The following is a 19,020-nucleotide window of genomic DNA, read 5'->3' as shown; positions in this document are numbered from 1 at the left end:
GACCGGCAGGGCGGGCAAGGGCGCTGCGACGGACGGCAGCCGGCTGCTGATCGGCAGCCGGCTACTGGGCCCTGCAGCCGGGTCCTGAGCTACGAATTGTCGCGCTCGATGTAGCGCATCGGGATGTCGATCGTGACCTCGGTGCCGCTGCCCACAAGCGTGTGCCAGTCGATGGTGCCGCCGAGCTCCCCCTGGATGAGGGTGCGGACGATCTGCGTGCCCAGGCCCTGCCCGACCTGCCCCTCGGGCAGGCCCGACCCGCTGTCGCGCACACGCACCTCGAGGCGCTCCTCAGTGCGTTCGGTGACGATCTCCACATCGCCTTCCTTCCCGGCGAGCCCGTGCTCCACGGCGTTGGTGACCAGTTCGGTCAACGCCAGCGCGAGCGGCGTCGCATACGCACTGGGGAGCGTGCCGAAGCGGCCCGTCGAGTGGGTGCGGGCGCGCGTGTTCGGCGCGGCCGCGACCTCGGCGACGAGCTTGAGGACGCGGGCGAACACCTCGTCGAAATCGACGTTCTGCGCCAGACCCTCCGAGAGTGTGTCGTGAACGACGGCGATCGCCGCCACGCGGCGCATGGCCTGCGTGAGGGCCTCACGGGCCTCCTCGCTGTGCGAGCGGCGAGCCTGGATCCGCAGCAACGATGCGACCGTCTGCAGGTTGTTCTTGACCCGGTGGTGGATCTCGCGGATCGTCGCGTCCTTGGTGATCAGCTCCTGCTCCTGGTGGCGGATCTCCGTCACATCACGGCAGAGCATGATCGCTCCGATCCGGGTGCCGCGATCGCGCAGCGGGATCGTGCGGAGCGAGACGGTGACGCCACGCGCTTCGATATCGGTCCGCCACGGTGCGCGGCCGGTCACCACGACCGGCAGCGACTCGTCGAATTCGCGCCGGCCGGGCATGATCCGCGTCACGACCTCGATCAGCGACTCCCCCTCCAGCTCGTCGTCGAAACCGAGCCGGTTGAACGCCGACAGCGCGTTCGGGCTCGCGAACGTCGTGATGCCGTCCACGTCCAGCCGAATCAGCCCGTCCGATGCCCGAGGCGCGCCGCGGCGCGGCGCGGTGGGCGCCGCCAGGTCGGGGAACTCGCCGGACCCGATCATGCCGAACAGGTCGTCGGCGCAGTCGTTGAAGGTGATCTGCTGCCGCGACGGCGTGCGGGCCTCACCGAGATTGGTGTGCCGGGTCAGGACGCCGATCGTCAGCGCCGGTTCGGTTCCCCGCGAGCGGACGATCGGCACCGCCCGGACACGGGTCGGAGTCTCCTCGAACCAGTCCGGGGATGCCGAATCGACGATCCGGGTGCCCTGGAACGCGTCCCGCACCTGGGTGCGCCACTGCGGTCGCACCCGATCCCCGACGATGTCGCGGTAGAAGAGGGTCGCCGCGCCGCTGGGTCGGGTGTGTGCGACGGCGACGAAGGAGTCGTCCTCAGTGGGCACCCAGAAGACGATGTCCGCGAAGGCCAGGTCGGCCAGCAGCTGCCCGTCCCCGGCGAGGCGGTGGAGCCACTCGACGTCCTCCGCACTCGAACGGCCCTGGGCGTAGACGAGATCGCTGAGCGTCGACATCCCTCAAGCTTAGAGTCGGGCCGCTTCCGGCACCGTCGCGTGCTCACGGCGACGCTGCCGGAAGCCGGCTACGCGGACGCCGCCACCGCGGGAAGGCGGCGGCGCGAGCCGCGCCGGATGCGCCGTTCCGGCGCCGGAACGGGAGCGACACCCTCACCGACGAGCCGTCGCACCGCAAGCGGGATCGGCGAGCGCGGAGCGACCTCGCCGATCGGACGCGCCGCCAGAAGCGCGGCATCGGCGGCGCGGGTATCCGTGGGCACGAACCAGACGTCCGTCACGCCGCCGAAGCGATCCAGGGTGCGGCGCACCTGGCCCCGCGCATCGATGCCGAGTGCGCCGGGCCGCAGGCGGTTCGCCACGACCGCGACCGGTGTCGCCCCGATCGCTGCGCGCAGCTCCGGGTAGGCGCGCAGGAACCGGGAGACCCCCAGCGGGTCGGCGGCCGCGACGGCGACCACCAGGTCGGCGCTGCGCAGCGCGGACAGCGTGGCGGCGTTGCGGCGCGGACCGTCCAGGTCGCTCATGATCTCCTCGTCGCGCTCGAGGGACGCCGCGACGTCGACGACGGTGTGGTCCGCCCATTCGCGGCACGCGCCGAGCGCTGTCGCCACCCGGGACTCACTCAGCTCCGGCCAGCGCGAGGGACGGTTCAGGCCGGTGAGCACATCCACCCCGGTGTGGCCGATGGGTGCGCTGATGCGGGTGAGCTCGCCGCCGTCCAGTCCCCCTAGCTCGGCCTGCCGGCATGCGGCGGCGAACCCGGGCGCCTCGTCGGCCAGCCCGAGCGCGAGCGCGATCGACGGAGCGTGCGAATCGGCATCCACGAGCCCGACGTGCCGACCCCCGCGGGCCAGCTCGACCGAGAGCTCGATCGCAAGCGTCGTTCGTCCGGGCGCGCCGGCGGGTCCCCACACTGCGATGATCCGCGGCGCCTCTGAACTCGCATCGCGATGCCGACTCGGGCGGTGCGTCGTCCCGAGCAGGGGTGAGCCGCCGAGCCGCTCCGCCAGCTGCCACGCCTCCACCCCCAGCGGCAGCGTCTGCTCCAGGCCGAACGCCGCCGCGATCCGGTCATCTGCCGGCCCCTTGCTGAGCGGGGCGATCCGCACGGCGTTGCGATCGCACAGCGCAACGCACGCCGCGGTCAGGGACGCCCGAGACACTTCCAGCACGACGACGTCGGCCTCGGCGAGGGCTCCGGCGACCCGCTCACCTTCGGTCCCGCGAGCGCCGTCCTCCGCTGCCAGGGACAGAGCGGATGCCGCGACCACCGCGACGACCTCGACGCGCTCGTGCTCGAGCCCGTCCGCGAGCGCGCTGCCGTGCGGCTCGTCGACCGCGACGATGACCCTCACGGCGTCGCGCCCGACGTGGGAACGACCGACAGCGCCGACTCGTCCGCCATCGCGGCGAGCGCAGCCGCGACGTCGGCTCGCGGGATGACGACCTCCAGCGCGGCCGAACCGCCACCGATCATCGAGTCATCGCGGGTCACCGAGACGACGGTCGCGTCGGCGACCAGGATGCGCGGCGCGTCGTAGCGTCCGCGCTCGAGCAGCGGCGCAGCCCAGACCTCGACCACCGTTCCGGCGTCGACCGAAGCGGGCACGTCGACGGCGCTGCGCAGGACCAGGCTGGTGGTGCGCAGGCCGTCCGCATCCCCGACCGCGGCGCGCGGAACGAGTTCGCCGGATTCGATGGTGCGGGTGGCGACCATCCCGTCGGCCAGCACGTCCGGGGACAGGTACGCATCGCCGACCTGCCCCAGAGCCACCTCCACCACGCGCACATCGTCGCTGGAGATGGCCTCACCAGGCACGATGGTGCGACTGGCCGCGAACGCCGGTGCGGTCTGCCGGGCAGCGGTCACGACGAACCAGACACCCGCGACCGAGGCGATGACCAGAAGGATGCCGAGGATGAACCTCACGTCCCCCCAGAAGGCACGCGGTCGGGGCCGAGCGGTCTCGAGTGCGGTCATGAGACCATCGTGACGCAGAGCGCCGAATCGCCGCCGCGGTTATCCACAGCGCGCGTGTGCTCCATCGGCACGGATCGGCCCGCCCACATAATGGGGACATGTCCGGGATTCCGACGTCTGACGTGCGCCTGCTGGCTCCGGCACAGGTCGCGGAGGTGCTCGGAGTAACGGTCGATGAGGTCATGGCCCTCGTGGAACAGCGCCGTCTGCGCGGAATGCGGGTGGGCTCCCCGGCGCGCTGGCGGATCGAAGAGGCCAGCGTGGCGGAATACCTCGACGCGCAGACCGAGGAGGCACGGCGCATGGCGCTGTGGCGGCAGTCGAACGAGGCCAGCTTCCCGGAGCTGTGGGGCACCGGGATCGTCGGCACGCCGGACTGAGGGGCGCGGCCACCGGTCGTCGACCGGGTCGCACCGCGCGAGCGCCCGTCGAACGCGCGGCAGTCGGTCAGCTCAGTGCCGCACCCGCGTCCAGGCGGATCCAGGCCAGTGCCGAGAACGGCACGAGGCGGTGCCCGGTGACATCCGTAGCACGCCGCGGCGTTCCCGGCTCGTGCAGGGCGATGTCGAAGTGGTCCGCTCCGGCGCGATCGATCGTTCCGGCGAGCATCCGTCCGTGCACCAGATGCGCCCGGATGCAGACCCGGCGACGCACCAGGTCGCGCAGCACGAAGCCGAGCGTCATCCGCTCCGCCAGGGACACCGGACCGGCTGCCGGCCGCGCGCTGCGCAGCACATCCGCGTGCGGCATCCCGATGGCCGTGATGGCGCCGAACGGTACGATCAGAGCGCCGGAGCGACCGCCTTCCAGCGCCGCCCAGTCCGCGCCGACGCCGGTCACCTCCGCGGCCAGCACGGTGCCGTCGGCGACTTCGAAGGACGGGGCGGGAGTCTCGCGGCTGCGACCGATGAGCGCACTCAGCCGTTCCCGCAGGATGACCCGCGAAAGCCGCAGCCGCTCTGCCTCGGTGTCCAGCGCCGCGCGCTCCGCCTCCCACTCCGAAGCGAGCTGACCTTCGAGGTCGTCGAAGAAGCGATCCCAGCGCACCCAGCGAGAGTAGGGCAATCATCACGACTGGATGAGAAGTTCTCCACAGCTGGATTTCGAGTCTTCTTCCGGGTACTTGCCTCGTGGTCTAATTTCCGCAAGACATCCCCCCGTCGAGATTGGCACTCATGGCAACGACGCCCTCGCGGGCCGCCCGCGCAGATTCCGCGCCGGTCGGTGCGCTCGAGCTCTCGGAGTTCTTCGCCCCGCAGCGCACACCGTCCACGCACCTTCCCGCCCCGGAGCCGTTCCTGCGCAACCTCACGCGCGGGGTGCTCGAAGTCTTCGCAGGGGTGCGCGAGGTCGACCAGCTCGCACGCTGGCTCACCGAGGATGCGTACCGCAAGCTGGTGACCCGCGCCAACCTGGCCGCGCGCGCCCGCAGCGCCCGGGGCGTGCCCGCGAAGCGCCCGGTGCATGCGCTGCTGTCGGTGCATCACTCGTCCCCGGCGGACGGTGTGCTCGAGGCGGTCGTGATCGTGCAGGGTCCCGCGCGTACCCGGGCGGTCGCGCTGCGGCTGGAGGGCATGGACGGACGCTGGCGGGCCACGTCCCTCGCCCTCCTCTGACCGGGCTCCGGGTCTGATCCGGCGTCGCTGCAGCCAGGTTTCCGCACCGTGAGCGGATCACTCCGTGTCGATGAGCTCCAGCAGCTTCTTCAGGGCGTCGCGGATCTCGATGTGATCGAACTGACCGGCGCGGCTCTCGCCGGCGATCACACCGGATCGGTGCACTTTGCGGAAGTCGCCGAAGGGGAACGAGTACGCGCCTTTCGTCTCCGCGTTCTCGCTGTGGTCGACGCCGAGGTGCCAGTGCGAATACTCCGTCCATCCCTCCCGCTCGATGAACGCGTTCTCCTCGTCCGCCGTGGGCGCCGCCTCCGACCAGTCGTCGCGCTCGTCACGGACGACCTTTCCGTCGCGGACGAGCGAGCGGGCGTTGCGGAGGGCGGCTTTGTTCAGTTCGATGGACATGTCGTCACGATAGGACCCGTGCGGCGGCCCCGGAAGGGCTTGACGGATGCCGCGGCCGCGCCCCTCGTCACACACAGATCGGCGAGCCGCGCCCGGACGGCCTTCTGTGCGGAGGTCGGCGGCGGAACCCCTACCCCGGACCGGTCACTGCCGGTACGAGGACAGGAAGTTCCCGAGCCGTTCGATGGCTTCGGACAGCACCCTCGCCTCGGGCAGCGTCACGATGCGGACGTGGTCGGGCGTGGGCCAGTTGAATCCGGTCCCCTGGACCAGCAGGACGTGCTCGGCCACGAGGAAGTCGTAGACGAGCTTGGCGTCGTCGCGGATCTCGTACACCTCGGGATCGAAACGGGGGAACGCGTACAACGCGCCCGCCGGTTTGACGCAGCTGACACCCGGAATCGCCTCGAGACCCTGCCACGCGGCATCCCGCTGCTCGTGGAGCCGGCCCGTCGGGGCGATGAGCGAGTCGATCGACTGCACCCCCGACAGTGCCGCCTGGACGGCGTGCTGCGCGGGCACATTCGGGCACAGGCGCGTGGAGGCGAGCAGGTTGATGCCCTCCAGGAAGCCCGCCGCATGATCCTGCGGGCCCGTGATGACCAGCCAGCCCGAGCGGTATCCGGCGACGCGATAGGTCTTGGACAGGCCGTTGAAGGTCAGGCACAGCAGGTCGGGCGCGATGGTGGCCATCGGGATGTGCTCGGCATCGTCGAAGAGGATGCGGTCATAGATCTCGTCGGACAGCAGCAGCAGCGAATGCTCCCGCGCGATGGCGGCGATGCCCTCGAGCACCTCTCGCGTGTAGACGGCGCCGGTGGGGTTGTTCGGATTGATCACCACGATCGCCTTGGTGCGGGGAGTGATCTGCGCGCGGATGTCCTCCAGGTCCGGCTGCCAGCCGTTGAGCTCATCGCAGCGGTAGTGCAGCGGGGTGCCGCCGCCGAGGCTGGTCATCGCCGTCCAGAGCGGGTAGTCCGGCGCCGGGATGAGCACCTCGTCGCCTTCGTCCAGCAGCGCCTGCATGGTCATCGTGATCAGCTCGGACACGCCGTTGCCGAGGAACACATCGTCCGGCCCGAAAGCGGGGAAGGTCTCCAGCTGCTCGTAGCGGTACACCACCGCCCGGCGCGCGGAGATGATGCCGCGGCTGTCGCTGTACCCGTGCGCGCGCGGGATGGCCTCGATCATGTCCCGCACGATCTGGAACGGCGCCTCGAACCCGAACCCGGCCGGGTTACCGGTGTTCAGCTTGAGGATGGTGTGCCCGTCGCTCTCGAGGCGATGCGCCTCGACGAGCGCCTGCCCGCGGATCTCGTAGAGAACGTCCTTCAGCTTGCTCGACTGGTCCAGGGGGCGGAGGGGGCTCATCGGTTCAGGATAGTTGCCGCGACGTGGATCGATGCGCGCCGGCGCATCGACAGCGTCACGGCAGCGCCGCTCCGGCCCGAAAAGCGGGCCCACCGCCACGTCCGAGAGGGCCAGCGGGTCAGGATTGGCCCGCGGCCCTCACTTCTTCTTGTCGACCGCGCGGCGCTGCGCCCGGTTCTGCGGCGCGGCCGCCGGTGCGGCATCCGTGCGCTGCCCGAACGCTCCACGCGGAGCTTCCTTCACAGGTGCTGCGGCGGGGGCAGCGGATGCCGCGGCCTGACGAAGACGGTTGGTGGCAGCCTGCTGCACCTGACCGCGGTCGTTGCGGACCTCGACCTCGCCGGCGTCGTTGGCCGCGGAGTACTCCAGGCGCTGGCCTTCGACCGGAACGATCGCGAGCCCCTTGGCCTGCACCTCGGCAGCCTCGCCGTCGCCTTCGGCGGGACGACGCACCTCTACTTCGAGGTTGTAGAGGTACCCGACCGTCTCCTCCTTGATCTGCCCCATCATGGACTGGAACATCTGGTAGCCCTCGCGCTGGTACTCGATCAGCGGGTCGCGCTGCGCCATGGCGCGCAGGCCGATGCCGTCCTTGAGGTAATCCATCTCGTAGAGGTGGTCACGCCAGCGGCGATCCAGCACCTGCAGCACGACGCGTCGCTCCAGCTCGCGGGTTGCGGCCGTGCCGAGGGTCTCCTCGCGCTTGCTGTACGCGATCTTCGCGTCGGAGAGGATCTCGCGTTTGAGCCCTTCGGGTGTGATGCGACCCTTGGTGCCCGCCTCGGAGACGACCTCGTCGATCGTCACACCCACCGGGTAGAGCGTCTTCAGCTCGGTCCAGAGGGCATCGAAGTCCCAGCTCTCGGTGTGTCCACTGGAGGTGTGATCGTCGATCACGGCGTTGATCGCATCCTCGATGAAGTGCTGCACGCGATCGGCGATGTCATCGCCCTCGAGGATGTGCCGGCGGTCGGAGTAGATCGCCTCGCGCTGACGGTTCAGGACGTCGTCGTACTTGAGGACGTTCTTGCGGATCTCGGCGTTGCGCCCTTCGACCTGAGACTGCGCGCTCTTGATGGCGCGCGAGACCATGGTCGATTCGATGGCCACGTCGTCCGGGAAATTCGTGCGCGCGAGGATCGCCTCGGCCGCACCGGACTGGAACAGGCGCATCAGGTCATCCGTCAGCGACAGGTAGAAGCGGCTCTCCCCCGGGTCGCCCTGGCGGCCGGAACGTCCACGCAGCTGGTTGTCGATGCGGCGCGACTCGTGACGCTCGGTGCCCAGCACGTACAGGCCGCCCGCCTCCACCACCTTGGTCGCCTCCTCGGCGACGTGCTCGCGGGTGCCCTCGTACACGGCATCCCACTCCGCCTCGTACTCCTCCGGCGTCTCGACCGGGTCCAGGCCCTTGGCCTTCATCTCCTGGACGGCGAGGAATTCGGCGTTGCCGCCCAGCATAATGTCGGTGCCACGGCCGGCCATGTTGGTCGCGACGGTGACCGCGCCCAGGCGTCCCGCGCGGGCGACGATCTCCGCCTCGCGGGCGTGGTTCTTGGCGTTGAGGACCTCGTGCTTGATGCCCTTCTTCGCCAGCAGCCGGGACAGGTACTCGCTCTTTTCGACACTCACCGTGCCGACCAGGACGGGCTGACCGGTCTCGTGGCGCTTGACGATGTCCTCGACGACCTGGTCGAACTTGGCCTGCTCGTTCTTGTACACCAGGTCGGACTGATCCTTGCGGATCATCGGCTTGTTCGTCGGGATGGGGACCACGCCGAGCTGGTAGGTGGACATGAACTCCGCCGCCTCGGTCTCGGCGGTACCGGTCATCCCGGCGAGCTTCTCGTACAGGCGGAAGTAGTTCTGCAGCGTCACGGTCGCCAGAGTCTGGTTCTCGGCCTTGACCGGCACGCCCTCCTTGGCCTCGATGGCCTGGTGGATGCCCTCGTTGTAGCGCCGCCCGACCAGGATGCGGCCGGTGTGCTCGTCGACGATCATCACCTCGTCGTTCATCACGACGTAGTCCGTGTCGCGCTTGAACAGGGCGAGGGCCTTGATCGAGTTGTTCAGGAACGAGATGAGGGGGGTGTTCGCCGACTCGTACAGGTTGTCGATGCCGAGGTAGTCCTCGACCTTCTCGATGCCGGGCTCGAGCACGCCGATGGTGCGCTTCTTCTCATCGACCTCGTAGTCGACGCCCGCCTCGAGGGTCTTGGCGATCTTCGCGAACTCCACGAACCACCGGTTCGCCTCGCCCGAGGACGGCCCCGAGATGATCAGCGGAGTACGGGCCTCGTCGATGAGGATCGAGTCGACCTCGTCGACGATCGCGAAGTAGTGCCCCCGCTGGACCAGGTCTTCTTTGCGCCACGCCATGTTGTCGCGCAGGTAGTCGAACCCGAACTCGTTGTTGGTGCCGTAGGTGATGTCCGCCTCGTACTGCTGACGGCGGATGTCCGGGGTCTGACCGGCGACGATGGTGCCGGTGGTCATCCCGAGCGCCCGGTAGATGCGCCCCATCAGCTCGGACTGGTAGGACGCCAGGTAGTCGTTGACGGTGATCACGTGCACGCCCTTGCCGGCGATCGCGTTCAGATACACCGGGAACACCGCGGTCAGCGTCTTGCCCTCACCGGTCTTCATCTCGGCGATGTTGCCCAGATGAAGCGCCGCGCCGCCCATGATCTGCACGTCGTACGGCCGCTGGCCCAGGGTGCGCTTGGACGCCTCGCGCACCGCGGCGAAGGCTTCCGGCATCAGCTGGTCCAGGGTGGCACCGGCCTCGAAGCGGGCGCGCAGCTCTGCGGTCTCACCGCGCAGCTCATCGTCGGTCAAGTGCGCGTAGTCCTCTTCGAGGGCGTTGACCGCCTTCACGACCTGCTTGAGGCGCCGGAGGATCCGTCCCTCCCCGGCACGAAGCAGTTTCTCGAGAGCGTTGGCCACGAAGCATCTCCATCTGTCAGGTGCGGCGCGATCCGCGCCTTCGCCGCCCGACGCTGAGCGCACAGGCATACCCAGTCATGTTATCCGCCTGTGACCTTGGAGTGCCCTGTGACTGAGAGCGCATGCGGCGCGCGCGGCGACCGACACGCAGGATCCCGGCATCCCGCGGTGCTTTCCCGGTATGCATATACTCCGTGACTACATACCGGGTATGCATGCAACGGGCGTGCAGACAGAAGCGGGAGTTCCCATGTCGGTGCGGCAGAGCCTGCTGGCCATCCTCGACCAAGGTCCCTGCTACGGGTACCAGCTGCGAGCGGAGTTCGAGCGGCGGACCGGTTCCAGCCGGCCGCTGAATGTCGGGCAGATCTACAACACCCTGGACCGGCTCGAGCGTGACGGGTTCGTCCAGAAGGGGGAGACCGACAGCCACGGGCACGTGTATTACGCCATCACGGATGCCGGGTCCGCCGCGGTGGCGTCATGGCTGGCCGCCCCGGTCGAGCGGAGTCAGGGTGCCCGCGACGAACTGGCGACCAAGCTCGCCGTCGCGACCAGCCTGCCGGGGGTGGACGTCGCGGGCATCATCCGCGCGCAGCAGCAGGCCTCCCGGGCGCAGCTGGACGAGCTGACCCGGGTCGCACGCGCGGCTGCGTCGCTGCCCGGTCCGCAGGAGCTGGGCCGCACGCTGATCGCCGAGGCCGGGATCGCGCACGCCGAAGCAGAGCTGCGGTGGTTGGAGGAGACCCAGCGCCTGCTGTCCCGGCATCCGGAAGCCGCGACGCCGCTCGCACTGGCCAGCGAGCGTCCCAAGCGGGGGCGCCCGGCGCGCGTCGAGACGGTCGCGATCGCCTGAGCCGCATCGCCCCGGTGGTGGGTGCGGTGTGAGCTCTCAGGCGGACGCCTTACCCTTAACTGTGTCAACAGACGATGTCTCCGTCGAGGCCGCGGCTCCTGAGGAGCCCGCCGCGATGACGTTCGCCGACCTCGGATTGGGCGATGCGGTGCTCAAGGCGCTCCGCGACGTCGGGTACGAGACCCCGTCCGCCATCCAGGCTGCGACGATCCCGACGCTGCTGGCCGGACGCGACGTCGTCGGTCTCGCGCAGACCGGAACCGGCAAGACGGCGGCGTTCGCGCTGCCCATCCTGGACCGCCTGGACGTGTCGCAGAAGTCGCCCCAGGCGCTCGTGCTCGCACCCACGCGCGAACTCGCGCTTCAGGTCTGCGAGGCGTTCGAGAAGTACGCCTCGCACACACGCGGCGTCCGCGTGCTGCCGGTGTACGGCGGTCAGGGCTACGGGGTGCAGCTGTCCGCACTGCGCCGGGGCGTGCACATCATCGTCGGCACGCCCGGGCGCATCATGGATCACCTGGACAAGGGCACGCTGGATCTGTCCGAGCTGAAGTACCTGGTGCTGGACGAGGCCGATGAGATGCTCAAAATGGGCTTCGCCGAGGATGTCGAGACGATCCTCGCCGACACGCCGTCGACCAAGCAGGTCGCTCTGTTCTCCGCGACGATGCCGGCCGCGATCCGCCGCATGTCGAAGCAGTATCTGCACGACCCCGAAGAGATCACCGTCAAGACCAAGACGACCACCTCGGCCTCCACGACGCAGCGGTACCTGATCGTGTCCTTCCAGCAGAAGATCGATGCGCTCACCCGCATCCTGGAGGTGGAGAACTTCGAGGGCATGATCGTGTTCGCCCGCACCAAGTCCGCGACCGAGGAGGTCGCGGAGAAGCTGCGCGCACGCGGCTACAGCGCCGCCGCGATCAACGGCGACATCGCCCAGGTGCAGCGCGAGCGGACCGTGAACCAGCTCAAGTCCGGCAAGCTCGACATCCTGGTGGCGACGGATGTCGCAGCCCGTGGATTGGACGTCGACCGGATCTCGCACGTGATCAACTTCGACATCCCCACCGACCCCGAGTCCTACGTGCACCGCATCGGCCGCACCGGCCGCGCCGGACGCACCGGCGTCGCGATCAGCTTCGTCACCCCGCGCGAGCGCGGCCTCGTTTCGGCGATCGAGCGGGCGACCCGCCAGCCGCTCACCCAGATGCAGCTGCCCACCGCCGAAGACGTCAACGTTACCCGCCTGGCCCGCTTCGACGACCGGATCACCGCGGCGCTGGATCAGACCGAGCGGATCGCCGGCTTCCGGGACGTCATCGCCCACTACGTGCGCCACCACGACGTCCCCGAGGTCGATGTCGCCGCGGCGCTGGCCGTCGTCGCCCAGGGCGAATCGCCGCTGCTGCTGGAGCCGGAACCGGCGCGACAGAAATTCGACCGCGACGACCGCAGCGACCGCGGCGAGCGGCCCGGACGATTCGACCGCGACGACCGCGCTGAGCGCCCCGAGCGGCGTCAGCGGACCAGCAACAGCCGGATGGCCACGTATCGCCTGGCTGTCGGCAAACGCCACCGCGTCGAGCCGCGCCAGATCGTCGGCGCGCTGGCCAACGAAGGCGGACTCAGCCGCGGCGATTTCGGTGCGATCCAGATCCGTCCCGACTTCTCGCTCGTCGAGCTGCCGGCAGACCTGTCCGCCGAGACGCTCGCACGACTCGCCGACACGCGCATCTCGGGAAAGCTCATCGAGCTGCGTCCGGACTCCGGCGGACCGCGCCGGCCGGACGCAGACGACCGTCCTGCGCGCAAACCGCGTCATCGGGACTCCGTCGACGACGCGTGACCGCGTCGGCGAACCGCAGACGTGCACCCCGGAAGCGAACCTAGGATCTACTCATGGCTGGATTCTGGGGTAAACGCAAGCGAGAAGAGCAGGAAGCGCTGGAGGCGCAGGACGCCGACCTGGCCCGGCGCGCGGGCAGGGCGCTGGTCGAGGCCGATGAGCGACTCCGCGTCACCACCGACGAGCTCGACTTCGCCGAGGCGGAACTGGGCGTCGGGCCGACCCGCGAGCTGCGCGAGGCTCTCACCTCGGTGCGCCAGCACCTGCAGGAGGCCTTCCACCTCAATCAGCTGAACTTCGACGAGATCCCGGACACCCCGGAGGAGCTGCGCACCCGCAACGCGCGGATCGTGCAGCTCAGCGAGTGGGCTCAGGAGCTGCTCGATGACCGCACGGCGGCGCTCGCCGAGCCGATCGCCAAGGCCCGACGCGCTCCCGAGATCCTCGCCGCGCTCGAGGCGGATGCGGAGCGCCAGCGTGCCCGCCTCCCCCACACCCGCGAGACCATCGCCCGCCTGGCGGAGCGCTACTCCGACGATGCCCTGCGGCAGGTCGCCGAGAACGCGGATGAAGCCGAACAGCTGCTGAAGTTCGCTCAGCACAGCGCGGGTATCGCGTCGCGTCGCCGCGAAGCCGGGCAGCGGGAGCAGGCGAATCTGGCACTGGAGACGGCTATCGAGGCGGGGCGCCGCGCGGTCGCGCTGATCGACGCCGTCGAGACCTTCGAGATCGAGGCGCTCCGCGCCGAATCCACGCTCGCCGCCGTCGTGGAGGACTCGCGCGGGGATCTGGTCGAGGCCCGCAACGCCCCGGCCGTGCCCGGGGTGGCCACCGCCGTGGCCTCGCTCGAACAGGCCCTCGCCTCGTTGCCGCCGGTCGGCGCGAAGACCAATCCGTTCACGGACCTGACCCGCCTCCGCGCGGCCAACACCGGCCTGGACGCGGCCATCGAGACCGCGCGCGAGCGTGCGGCGCGCCAGATCCCCCCGCTCGAGCAGGTCCGTCACTCCATCGACGACGCGGACCGGCAGCTGGCGGTGGCGCGCGACGTGATCGCCGGGCACCGCGGCTGGATCGGCGCCGACGCCCGCACGCGCGTGGCCGAAGCAGAGCGGATCCGTCTCGACCTCGACCGTTACCTGGGCGCCTCGGCCGCCGCCGCCACCGTCATCGACGAGGATCACCGCGAGCAGGCGCTGGCGATGTCGCGCCGGATCGCGTACCTCGCCAGCGAGGGACTTCAGCTCGCGCAGCGCGACATCGACCAGTCGCGGCCCCCCGGCGGACCCGGCGGATGGGGGTACGGCGGCGGCGACGACGGCGGCCAGCGTCGCGGGGATCCGATGGGCGGCATCCTCGGCGGCCTGGTCATCGGCAGCCTGCTGGGCGGCATGTTCGACTGACGGAAAACGGGATGCCTCGTGCGAGGCATCCCGTTTTCCGTGCGCTCCACTGAGCGGACCAGAGCTCCCGGCCGCTACGCGACTGCCGCCGGCGCCGTCTGGGTGGTCAGAGAGATCACGCCGTAATCCCAGCCTTTGCGGCGGTACACGACGCTGGGGTGATCGGTGCGCGCGTCGATGAACAGGAAGAAGTCGTGCCCGACCAGTTCCATGCGGTCAACGGCTTCCTCGACAGACATCCACTCCGGGTCGAACTCCTTCGTGCGGATGACCACGGGGGTGTAATCCGCCTCGTCCTGGCCGCCGGCCACCACCGGGATCTCTCCGGTGGCCACAGCCTGGATCACATCCATCGATGCCGGCTGCACGTCGATGCCGGAGAGCTCGCCGCTCTCCTTCTCGAACTTGGCACCGCGCGGGTGGTTGCGGGCATCGACGCGCTTGTCCTTCGCGCGCCGCAGCTGCTCGCACAGCTTGTCCACCGCCATGTCCAGCGCGGCGAACTTGTCGGCGTCTGTTGCCTCGGCCCGAACCAGAGGACCCCGCCCGGTGAGCGTCAGCTCGACCGTTTCGTCCTCCATGCGACCGTTGTGGTACGCCCGGTGGGTCACTTTGACATCCACGCGCTGAGCGCGTGGCGCAAGGGTCTCGATGCGGGCGGTCTTGTCGTCAACAACCGAGCGGAAGCGATCGGTGATGCCCACTCCCACGCCGACAATGCTGGTTTCCATCCTTGACCTCCTTGTTCCGGTCCGCCCGGCCAAGGGCGGACCCTGAGTCGCCTTGTCATCCCCACGCTATCCCGGCCCCGGGTCGCCTGTCACCTGGGAGTCGCGAATGCGTCACTACCTGCGCCGTGCCGTGGTGTGCCCGCGATGGCCGCAGCCCCGATCACCTCGGCGCCGCCGGCCCGCAGGGCGCGGACCGCCTCGGCCAGGGTCGCTCCGGTCGTCACGACGTCATCGACGACGACGACGCGCAGGCCTTCGACGCTGCCTGCGACCAGCGAGCCGGCGACGTTCCGGCGGCGCTCGGCCCGGTCCAGACCGCGCTGATCGGCCGTGACGCGCCCGATCCGCAGCAGCCGCGCAGGCCGCAGGCCACCGCGGCGCGCCACCAGTTCGACCACCCGGTAGCCGCGGCGCCGATAGCCGGCACGCGAGGTCGGAACGGGCACGACGACGGTCGTGCTGGCCGATGCGGCCCCGTCGGGAGGTGCGGATGCCGCGGCCTCCGCCGCACCCACTGCGGCCCGCAGCGCCGGCGCGAGATGGCGGGCCAGACCCGTCCGGCCGTCCTCCTTCAGGGCGCGCACCACCCGGGCGGTCACCCCTTCGAATCGCAGACCGCTCCACACCCCCGGGAGGCTGTGCTCGACGGACGGCAGCAGGAGGCCGCGGCAGTCCTCGCACAGTGCGACGTCGGGCTCATCGCATCCGGCGCACGCGATCGGCAACACGAGCGCAAGCGCGCCGCCCAGCGCCTCGCGCACCGTCGTGCCGACCCATCCGGTTTGCTTCACTCGCCCACGATGACGCCATGCGCCGCCGCAGGGCTGGACGGCGGCTCGTCCGTGCATGACATCGAACCCGCCCAGGCTGGGGAGGAATGCGGGCGGCGGCTACGGGGGCGAGCCCTGCTGGGTGGCCAGGACGAGGACGCCGCCGGTGGTGCGCTGCCAGTTCGCCCCCCGCTTGACGAACAGCGACCCGTCCTCGGCGCGGAGGCGGACGCTCGAGATCGAGTTCGCCCCGGCTATCGATGCGGCACCGATCGGCGCGTCGATGGTCGAACCGGGACCCCCGGCCAGCTGCTCGGTGAACAGCGGCCCCTCGGCACGTGCTGTCAGCACGCCGAGGCTGACGTCGTCCAGCCAGGTCAGACCCGCCCCCGCGCCGGAGAGCACACCGAGAGGCACCGGGTCGCCGATCCGGATCGGCTGATTGTCGTCGCCGCGGACGACACCGGCCACCCGCACCTCCGTCCGGTCACCGGCGACCAGCAGCGCCGCGAGCCGCGCGCCGTCCCGCGACACCGTCATGGCGACGATCTGCGTCGCTCCGGGCCAGGCGTCGGCGATCGGGAACTGCTGGCCCCCGGCGGAGAACACCGTCACCGCCGAGGGCTGGTCGCGCGGAACGCTCCAGATGTAGCCGAACGGGTCGGCGCTCGGATTGACCAGACCGGCTCGAGAGTCCACCACGGTGACACCGCCGCCCGCCGGCACGCGCGCGACCGTGCCGTCCACGAGCCGCACGGCGGCGAAGTCCCGGTCGGTGGCGACCTGGATGGCGGTGGGAATCACGTTGGCCATCGACGCCGACAGACCGGGGATCTGCGTGAGTTCGTCGCCCGCGAGGAAGCCGAACCCCTCCTCGGTGAGCACCAGAGGCGGACCGGTCACCCGCGTGGAGCGGGTGGCGACCGGCTCGGCGATCAGCGGTGCGGACTCCACCGACATCTGAGCCCGGGAGACACCGGCGGTGGCCAGGCTCGCGGTCAGCTGGGTCTGCATCCGGTCCAGGGTCGTGGGCTCGATCAGCAGCGCGTCCGCACTGAGCGCCACCTGGGCCACTCCGGACTCCAACGGCACGGAGGGGCGGGCCAGCGAGACACCCTCGGGAAAGGCGTTGCGCACCGAATCCAGCAGCCAGGGACTGGGCGCGCCGTTCACCAGAGCTCCGGCGATCCGCGTCGCGGCGTTGGTCGTCGGGAACCAGCGCACGTCGGGCACCAGGAACTGCCACGTGGGATCGAAGAACATCAGCGAATAGCGGTGGAAGACATTCGCGAACACGTCGCGGTCCACGACCACCCCATCCGGCGCCTCGGTGATCCGCCACTCGCCGTTGTCCTGCTGGGCGAGGTGGAACGAGAGCTGGGTGATGCCCGCCTCGGCCGGTTGATAGGCACCGGTCTGGTCCACCGTCGCCACCGCGACCAGGGACACCGACACGGCGCCCTCGGTCGGCGCGACCGCAGTGCGCTCGTCCGGCACATCGATCGTGACGCTCGCCTCCGGCTTCCAGGTCTCCCGGATCGATGGCGCGAGGAACATGCGCGCGACGTCCCAGTTCGCCGCGGGTCCGGGACCGGACCCGGCGCGGATGAAGCCCTCGACGATCTGCTCGGGGGTCGCTCCGGGCTGCGGCTCGTCGGGACGGAAGAGGAACTCCGGCGAGAACGCATCATCCCCCGCCGCCAGCCCCGGATTCACCGGCCCGCCGGCCGGCAGACCGGCGCACGCGGACAGGACGAGGGCTGCGGCCGCGACGACGGCAGCGATGCCCCGACGCGCTCTCACGATGCACTCCCCCGGGTCGCGGCATCCGCCCGGACCTCGCCGGTCGGGATCTGGATGGGCTGGGTGAGGCCGAAGTCCTCCAGTGCGGCGCCGGAGTCATCCCCCGGATCCGCCGGGATGGGCGAGGGGGCGGTCAGGACGCCGCCGTGGCGGGGAAGAGTCAGGACGAAGTGGGAACCGCGGCCCAGATCGGACCACACGGCCAGCTCGCCGCCGTGCAGCCGCGCGTCGCCGAGCGCGATGGACAGCCCCAGGCCGGTGCCGCCGATCGTGCGCGTGCGCGACGGATCGGCGCGCCAGAACCGGTCGAACACCCGCTCCGCGTCCTGCGGCGTCATGCCGAGGCCGTAGTCGCGCACGCCGATGGCAACCGCCTGCTGGTCGCTGTCGACCGTGATCACGATCGGCCTGCCCTCACCGTGCTCGATCGCGTTGCCCAGGAGGTTGCGCACGATGCGGCGCACTCGGCGGGGGTCCATCTCGACCGGCGAATAACCCCCCGGAGCGACCAGACGCACGTCGGTGCCGTGCTGTTCGGCCAGCTGATGCATCGACGCGATCACGTCTTCGGCGAGGTGTGCAAGGCTGGTCGGCTCGAGCTCGAGCTGCACCGAACCGGCGTCGTAGCGGCTGATCTCGAGCAGATCGGTCAGCAGCGTCTCGAAACGCTGCACCTGCGCGTTCAGCAGTTCGGCTGCGCGCGCGGTGGCGGGATCGAAGCTCTGCCGGTGGTCGTTGATCATGTCCGCCGCCAGCCGGATGGTCGTGAGTGGTGTGCGCAGTTCGTGCGAGACATCCGAGACGAATCGCTGCTGGACCAGGGAAAGATCGGCGAGCTCCTTGATCTGCGATTCGATGCTGTCGGCCATGGCGTTGAAGGACCGTCCCAGGGTGGCCAGCTCGTCTTCGCCGCGCACGGGCAGGCGCACGCCGAGCTCTCCGGCGGCGAGCTTGGCACTGGTGTCCGCCGCCTCGCCGATGGGGATGGTCACCGAGCGCAGAACGAACCAGGAGATCGCCCCGATCAGCACGACCAGGGAGCTGCCGACGATCCACAGCGTGGTCTGCACGAAGCCGAGGGTCTGAGACGCGCTGTCCAGGTCGTATGCCAGGTACAGCTCGTAGCCGCCCACGTCGGGAACCGTCAGCTGCTGACCGACGATGATCCCGGGCACCGGTCCGTTCGTCAGGGGAAGCTCGACGGACTGCCACCACTGCTGCGCCGCGTCCGACTGCACCGCTTCGTGCATGCCCTCGGAGATCACCTGCTCGGTCAGACCCGGGGTGGTGAAGTCCTGCGGTGCCAGCTGGGACGGGGTCCGATCGATCCGGAACGCGGCGATCATGTCGGTCGAGGACCGCTCCGCCAGTGTGGCCCGCACGCTGTTCCACAGGTTCTGGATCTGTACCGTGTCGCCCTGGACGGCGGCGGCATCCAGAGTGGCCTGTGCCGCCTGAGTGGCCCGCAGCGAATCGCGCAGCACCTGGTCCTTGCGGGCCTGGAACAGATCGTTCTGAATCGCCAGCGCCATCCAGATGCACGCGACGAGGATCGCGAGGGCCGTCAGCGCCAGCGTGATCAGGATCGTCCGGAACCGCAGCGACCGCCGCCACAGATTCGCAAGGCTGTCCGGCCACGAGCGCCAGTCACGCCACGCGGTCGCCGGGAGGCGGGATGCCGTCACCGCCGTTGCGGGGGGCATCGACGA

General features: G+C 70.1%; 16 protein-coding genes. 5 read left to right on the top strand and 11 right to left on the bottom strand.

The genetic code is table 11. From position 1 onward, the window contains the following. Window positions 1–89: 89 nt before the first annotated feature. From QNO12_RS03930 to QNO12_RS03920, 3 genes are all read right to left on the bottom strand, one after another. Window positions 90–1,577: a sensor histidine kinase gene (locus QNO12_RS03930; RefSeq protein WP_257502869.1), complete on the bottom strand. Its 1,488-nt coding sequence runs from the start codon at window positions 1,575–1,577 to the stop codon at window positions 90–92. Window positions 1,578–1,645: 68 nt separating this feature from the next. Then, window positions 1,646–2,935: a CpaE/TadZ family protein gene (locus QNO12_RS03925; protein WP_257502870.1), complete on the bottom strand. Its 1,290-nt coding sequence runs from the start codon at window positions 2,933–2,935 to the stop codon at window positions 1,646–1,648. Beyond that, window positions 2,932–3,561, bottom strand: coding sequence for an SAF domain-containing protein (locus QNO12_RS03920; protein ID WP_257502871.1), 630 nt, complete (start codon window positions 3,559–3,561; stop codon window positions 2,932–2,934). The genes QNO12_RS03925 and QNO12_RS03920 overlap by 4 nt, the downstream gene beginning before the upstream one ends. A gap of 98 nt (window positions 3,562–3,659) precedes the next feature. Between QNO12_RS03920 and QNO12_RS03915 the strand changes: the two genes are divergently transcribed. Then, window positions 3,660–3,941 carry a helix-turn-helix domain-containing protein gene (locus tag QNO12_RS03915; RefSeq protein WP_257502872.1) on the top strand — a complete coding sequence of 94 codons (282 nt, stop codon included), beginning with the start codon at window positions 3,660–3,662 and terminating at the stop codon, window positions 3,939–3,941. Window positions 3,942–4,008: 67 nt separating this feature from the next. Here the strand turns inward: QNO12_RS03915 and QNO12_RS03910 are convergent, their stop codons facing one another. Then, complete coding sequence (locus tag QNO12_RS03910) at window positions 4,009–4,608, bottom strand: hypothetical protein (protein WP_257502873.1); 600 nt, start codon at window positions 4,606–4,608, stop codon at window positions 4,009–4,011. A gap of 128 nt (window positions 4,609–4,736) precedes the next feature. Here QNO12_RS03910 and QNO12_RS03905 point away from each other — a divergent pair, with 128 nt between their 5' ends. Then, window positions 4,737–5,177 (top strand): Rv3235 family protein, encoded by a 441-nt coding sequence (locus tag QNO12_RS03905; RefSeq protein WP_257502874.1) that lies wholly within the window; start codon window positions 4,737–4,739, stop codon window positions 5,175–5,177. Between the two features lie 57 nt (window positions 5,178–5,234). Here QNO12_RS03905 and QNO12_RS03900 read toward each other — a convergent pair whose 3' ends face one another. From QNO12_RS03900 to secA, 3 genes are all read right to left on the bottom strand, one after another. After that, window positions 5,235–5,582 (bottom strand): hypothetical protein, encoded by a 348-nt coding sequence (locus tag QNO12_RS03900; protein WP_257502875.1) that lies wholly within the window; start codon window positions 5,580–5,582, stop codon window positions 5,235–5,237. A 144-nt stretch (window positions 5,583–5,726) separates the two neighbouring features. Then, complete coding sequence (locus QNO12_RS03895) at window positions 5,727–6,953, bottom strand: pyridoxal phosphate-dependent aminotransferase (RefSeq protein ID WP_257502876.1); 1,227 nt, start codon at window positions 6,951–6,953, stop codon at window positions 5,727–5,729. A 138-nt stretch (window positions 6,954–7,091) separates the two neighbouring features. Then, window positions 7,092–9,899, bottom strand: coding sequence for a preprotein translocase subunit SecA (gene secA / locus QNO12_RS03890; protein WP_257502877.1), 2,808 nt, complete (start codon window positions 9,897–9,899; stop codon window positions 7,092–7,094). 250 nt (window positions 9,900–10,149) lie between these two features. Here secA and QNO12_RS03885 point away from each other — a divergent pair, with 250 nt between their 5' ends. The 3 genes from QNO12_RS03885 (at window position 10,150) to QNO12_RS03875 (ending at window position 14,007) form a co-directional block, all read left to right on the top strand. Next, a complete protein-coding gene (locus QNO12_RS03885; RefSeq protein ID WP_257502878.1) occupies window positions 10,150–10,755 on the top strand; it encodes a PadR family transcriptional regulator in 606 nt (201 codons plus the stop codon). Between the two features lie 115 nt (window positions 10,756–10,870). After that, a complete protein-coding gene (locus QNO12_RS03880) occupies window positions 10,871–12,604 on the top strand; it encodes a DEAD/DEAH box helicase (protein ID WP_257502975.1) in 1,734 nt (577 codons plus the stop codon). A 53-nt stretch (window positions 12,605–12,657) separates the two neighbouring features. After that, the gene (locus QNO12_RS03875) at window positions 12,658–14,007 is read left to right on the top strand and encodes a coiled-coil domain-containing protein (RefSeq protein ID WP_257502879.1); all 1,350 of its coding nucleotides are present in this window, start codon (window positions 12,658–12,660) and stop codon (window positions 14,005–14,007) included. Window positions 14,008–14,081: 74 nt separating this feature from the next. Here the strand turns inward: QNO12_RS03875 and hpf are convergent, their stop codons facing one another. From hpf to mtrB, 4 genes are all read right to left on the bottom strand, one after another. Next, entirely contained in the window at window positions 14,082–14,738 is a 657-nt protein-coding gene (hpf, locus tag QNO12_RS03870) for a ribosome hibernation-promoting factor, HPF/YfiA family (RefSeq protein ID WP_257502880.1), read from the bottom strand. A gap of 89 nt (window positions 14,739–14,827) precedes the next feature. Continuing rightward, window positions 14,828–15,529: a ComF family protein gene (locus QNO12_RS03865; RefSeq protein WP_257502881.1), complete on the bottom strand. Its 702-nt coding sequence runs from the start codon at window positions 15,527–15,529 to the stop codon at window positions 14,828–14,830. Between the two features lie 99 nt (window positions 15,530–15,628). Then, a complete protein-coding gene (locus QNO12_RS03860) occupies window positions 15,629–17,311 on the bottom strand; it encodes an LpqB family beta-propeller domain-containing protein (protein WP_257502882.1) in 1,683 nt (560 codons plus the stop codon). Next, window positions 17,308–19,014: an MtrAB system histidine kinase MtrB gene (gene mtrB, locus QNO12_RS03855; RefSeq protein ID WP_257502883.1), complete on the bottom strand. Its 1,707-nt coding sequence runs from the start codon at window positions 19,012–19,014 to the stop codon at window positions 17,308–17,310. The genes QNO12_RS03860 and mtrB overlap by 4 nt, the downstream gene beginning before the upstream one ends. Window positions 19,015–19,020: the final 6 nt, after the last annotated feature.

The organism is Microbacterium sp. zg-B185, assembly GCF_030246885.1.
GTDB lineage: Bacteria > Actinomycetota > Actinomycetes > Actinomycetales > Microbacteriaceae > Microbacterium.
The sequence above is the reverse complement of the archived record's forward strand: the minus strand, read 5'-3'. Positions and strand labels throughout refer to the sequence as shown.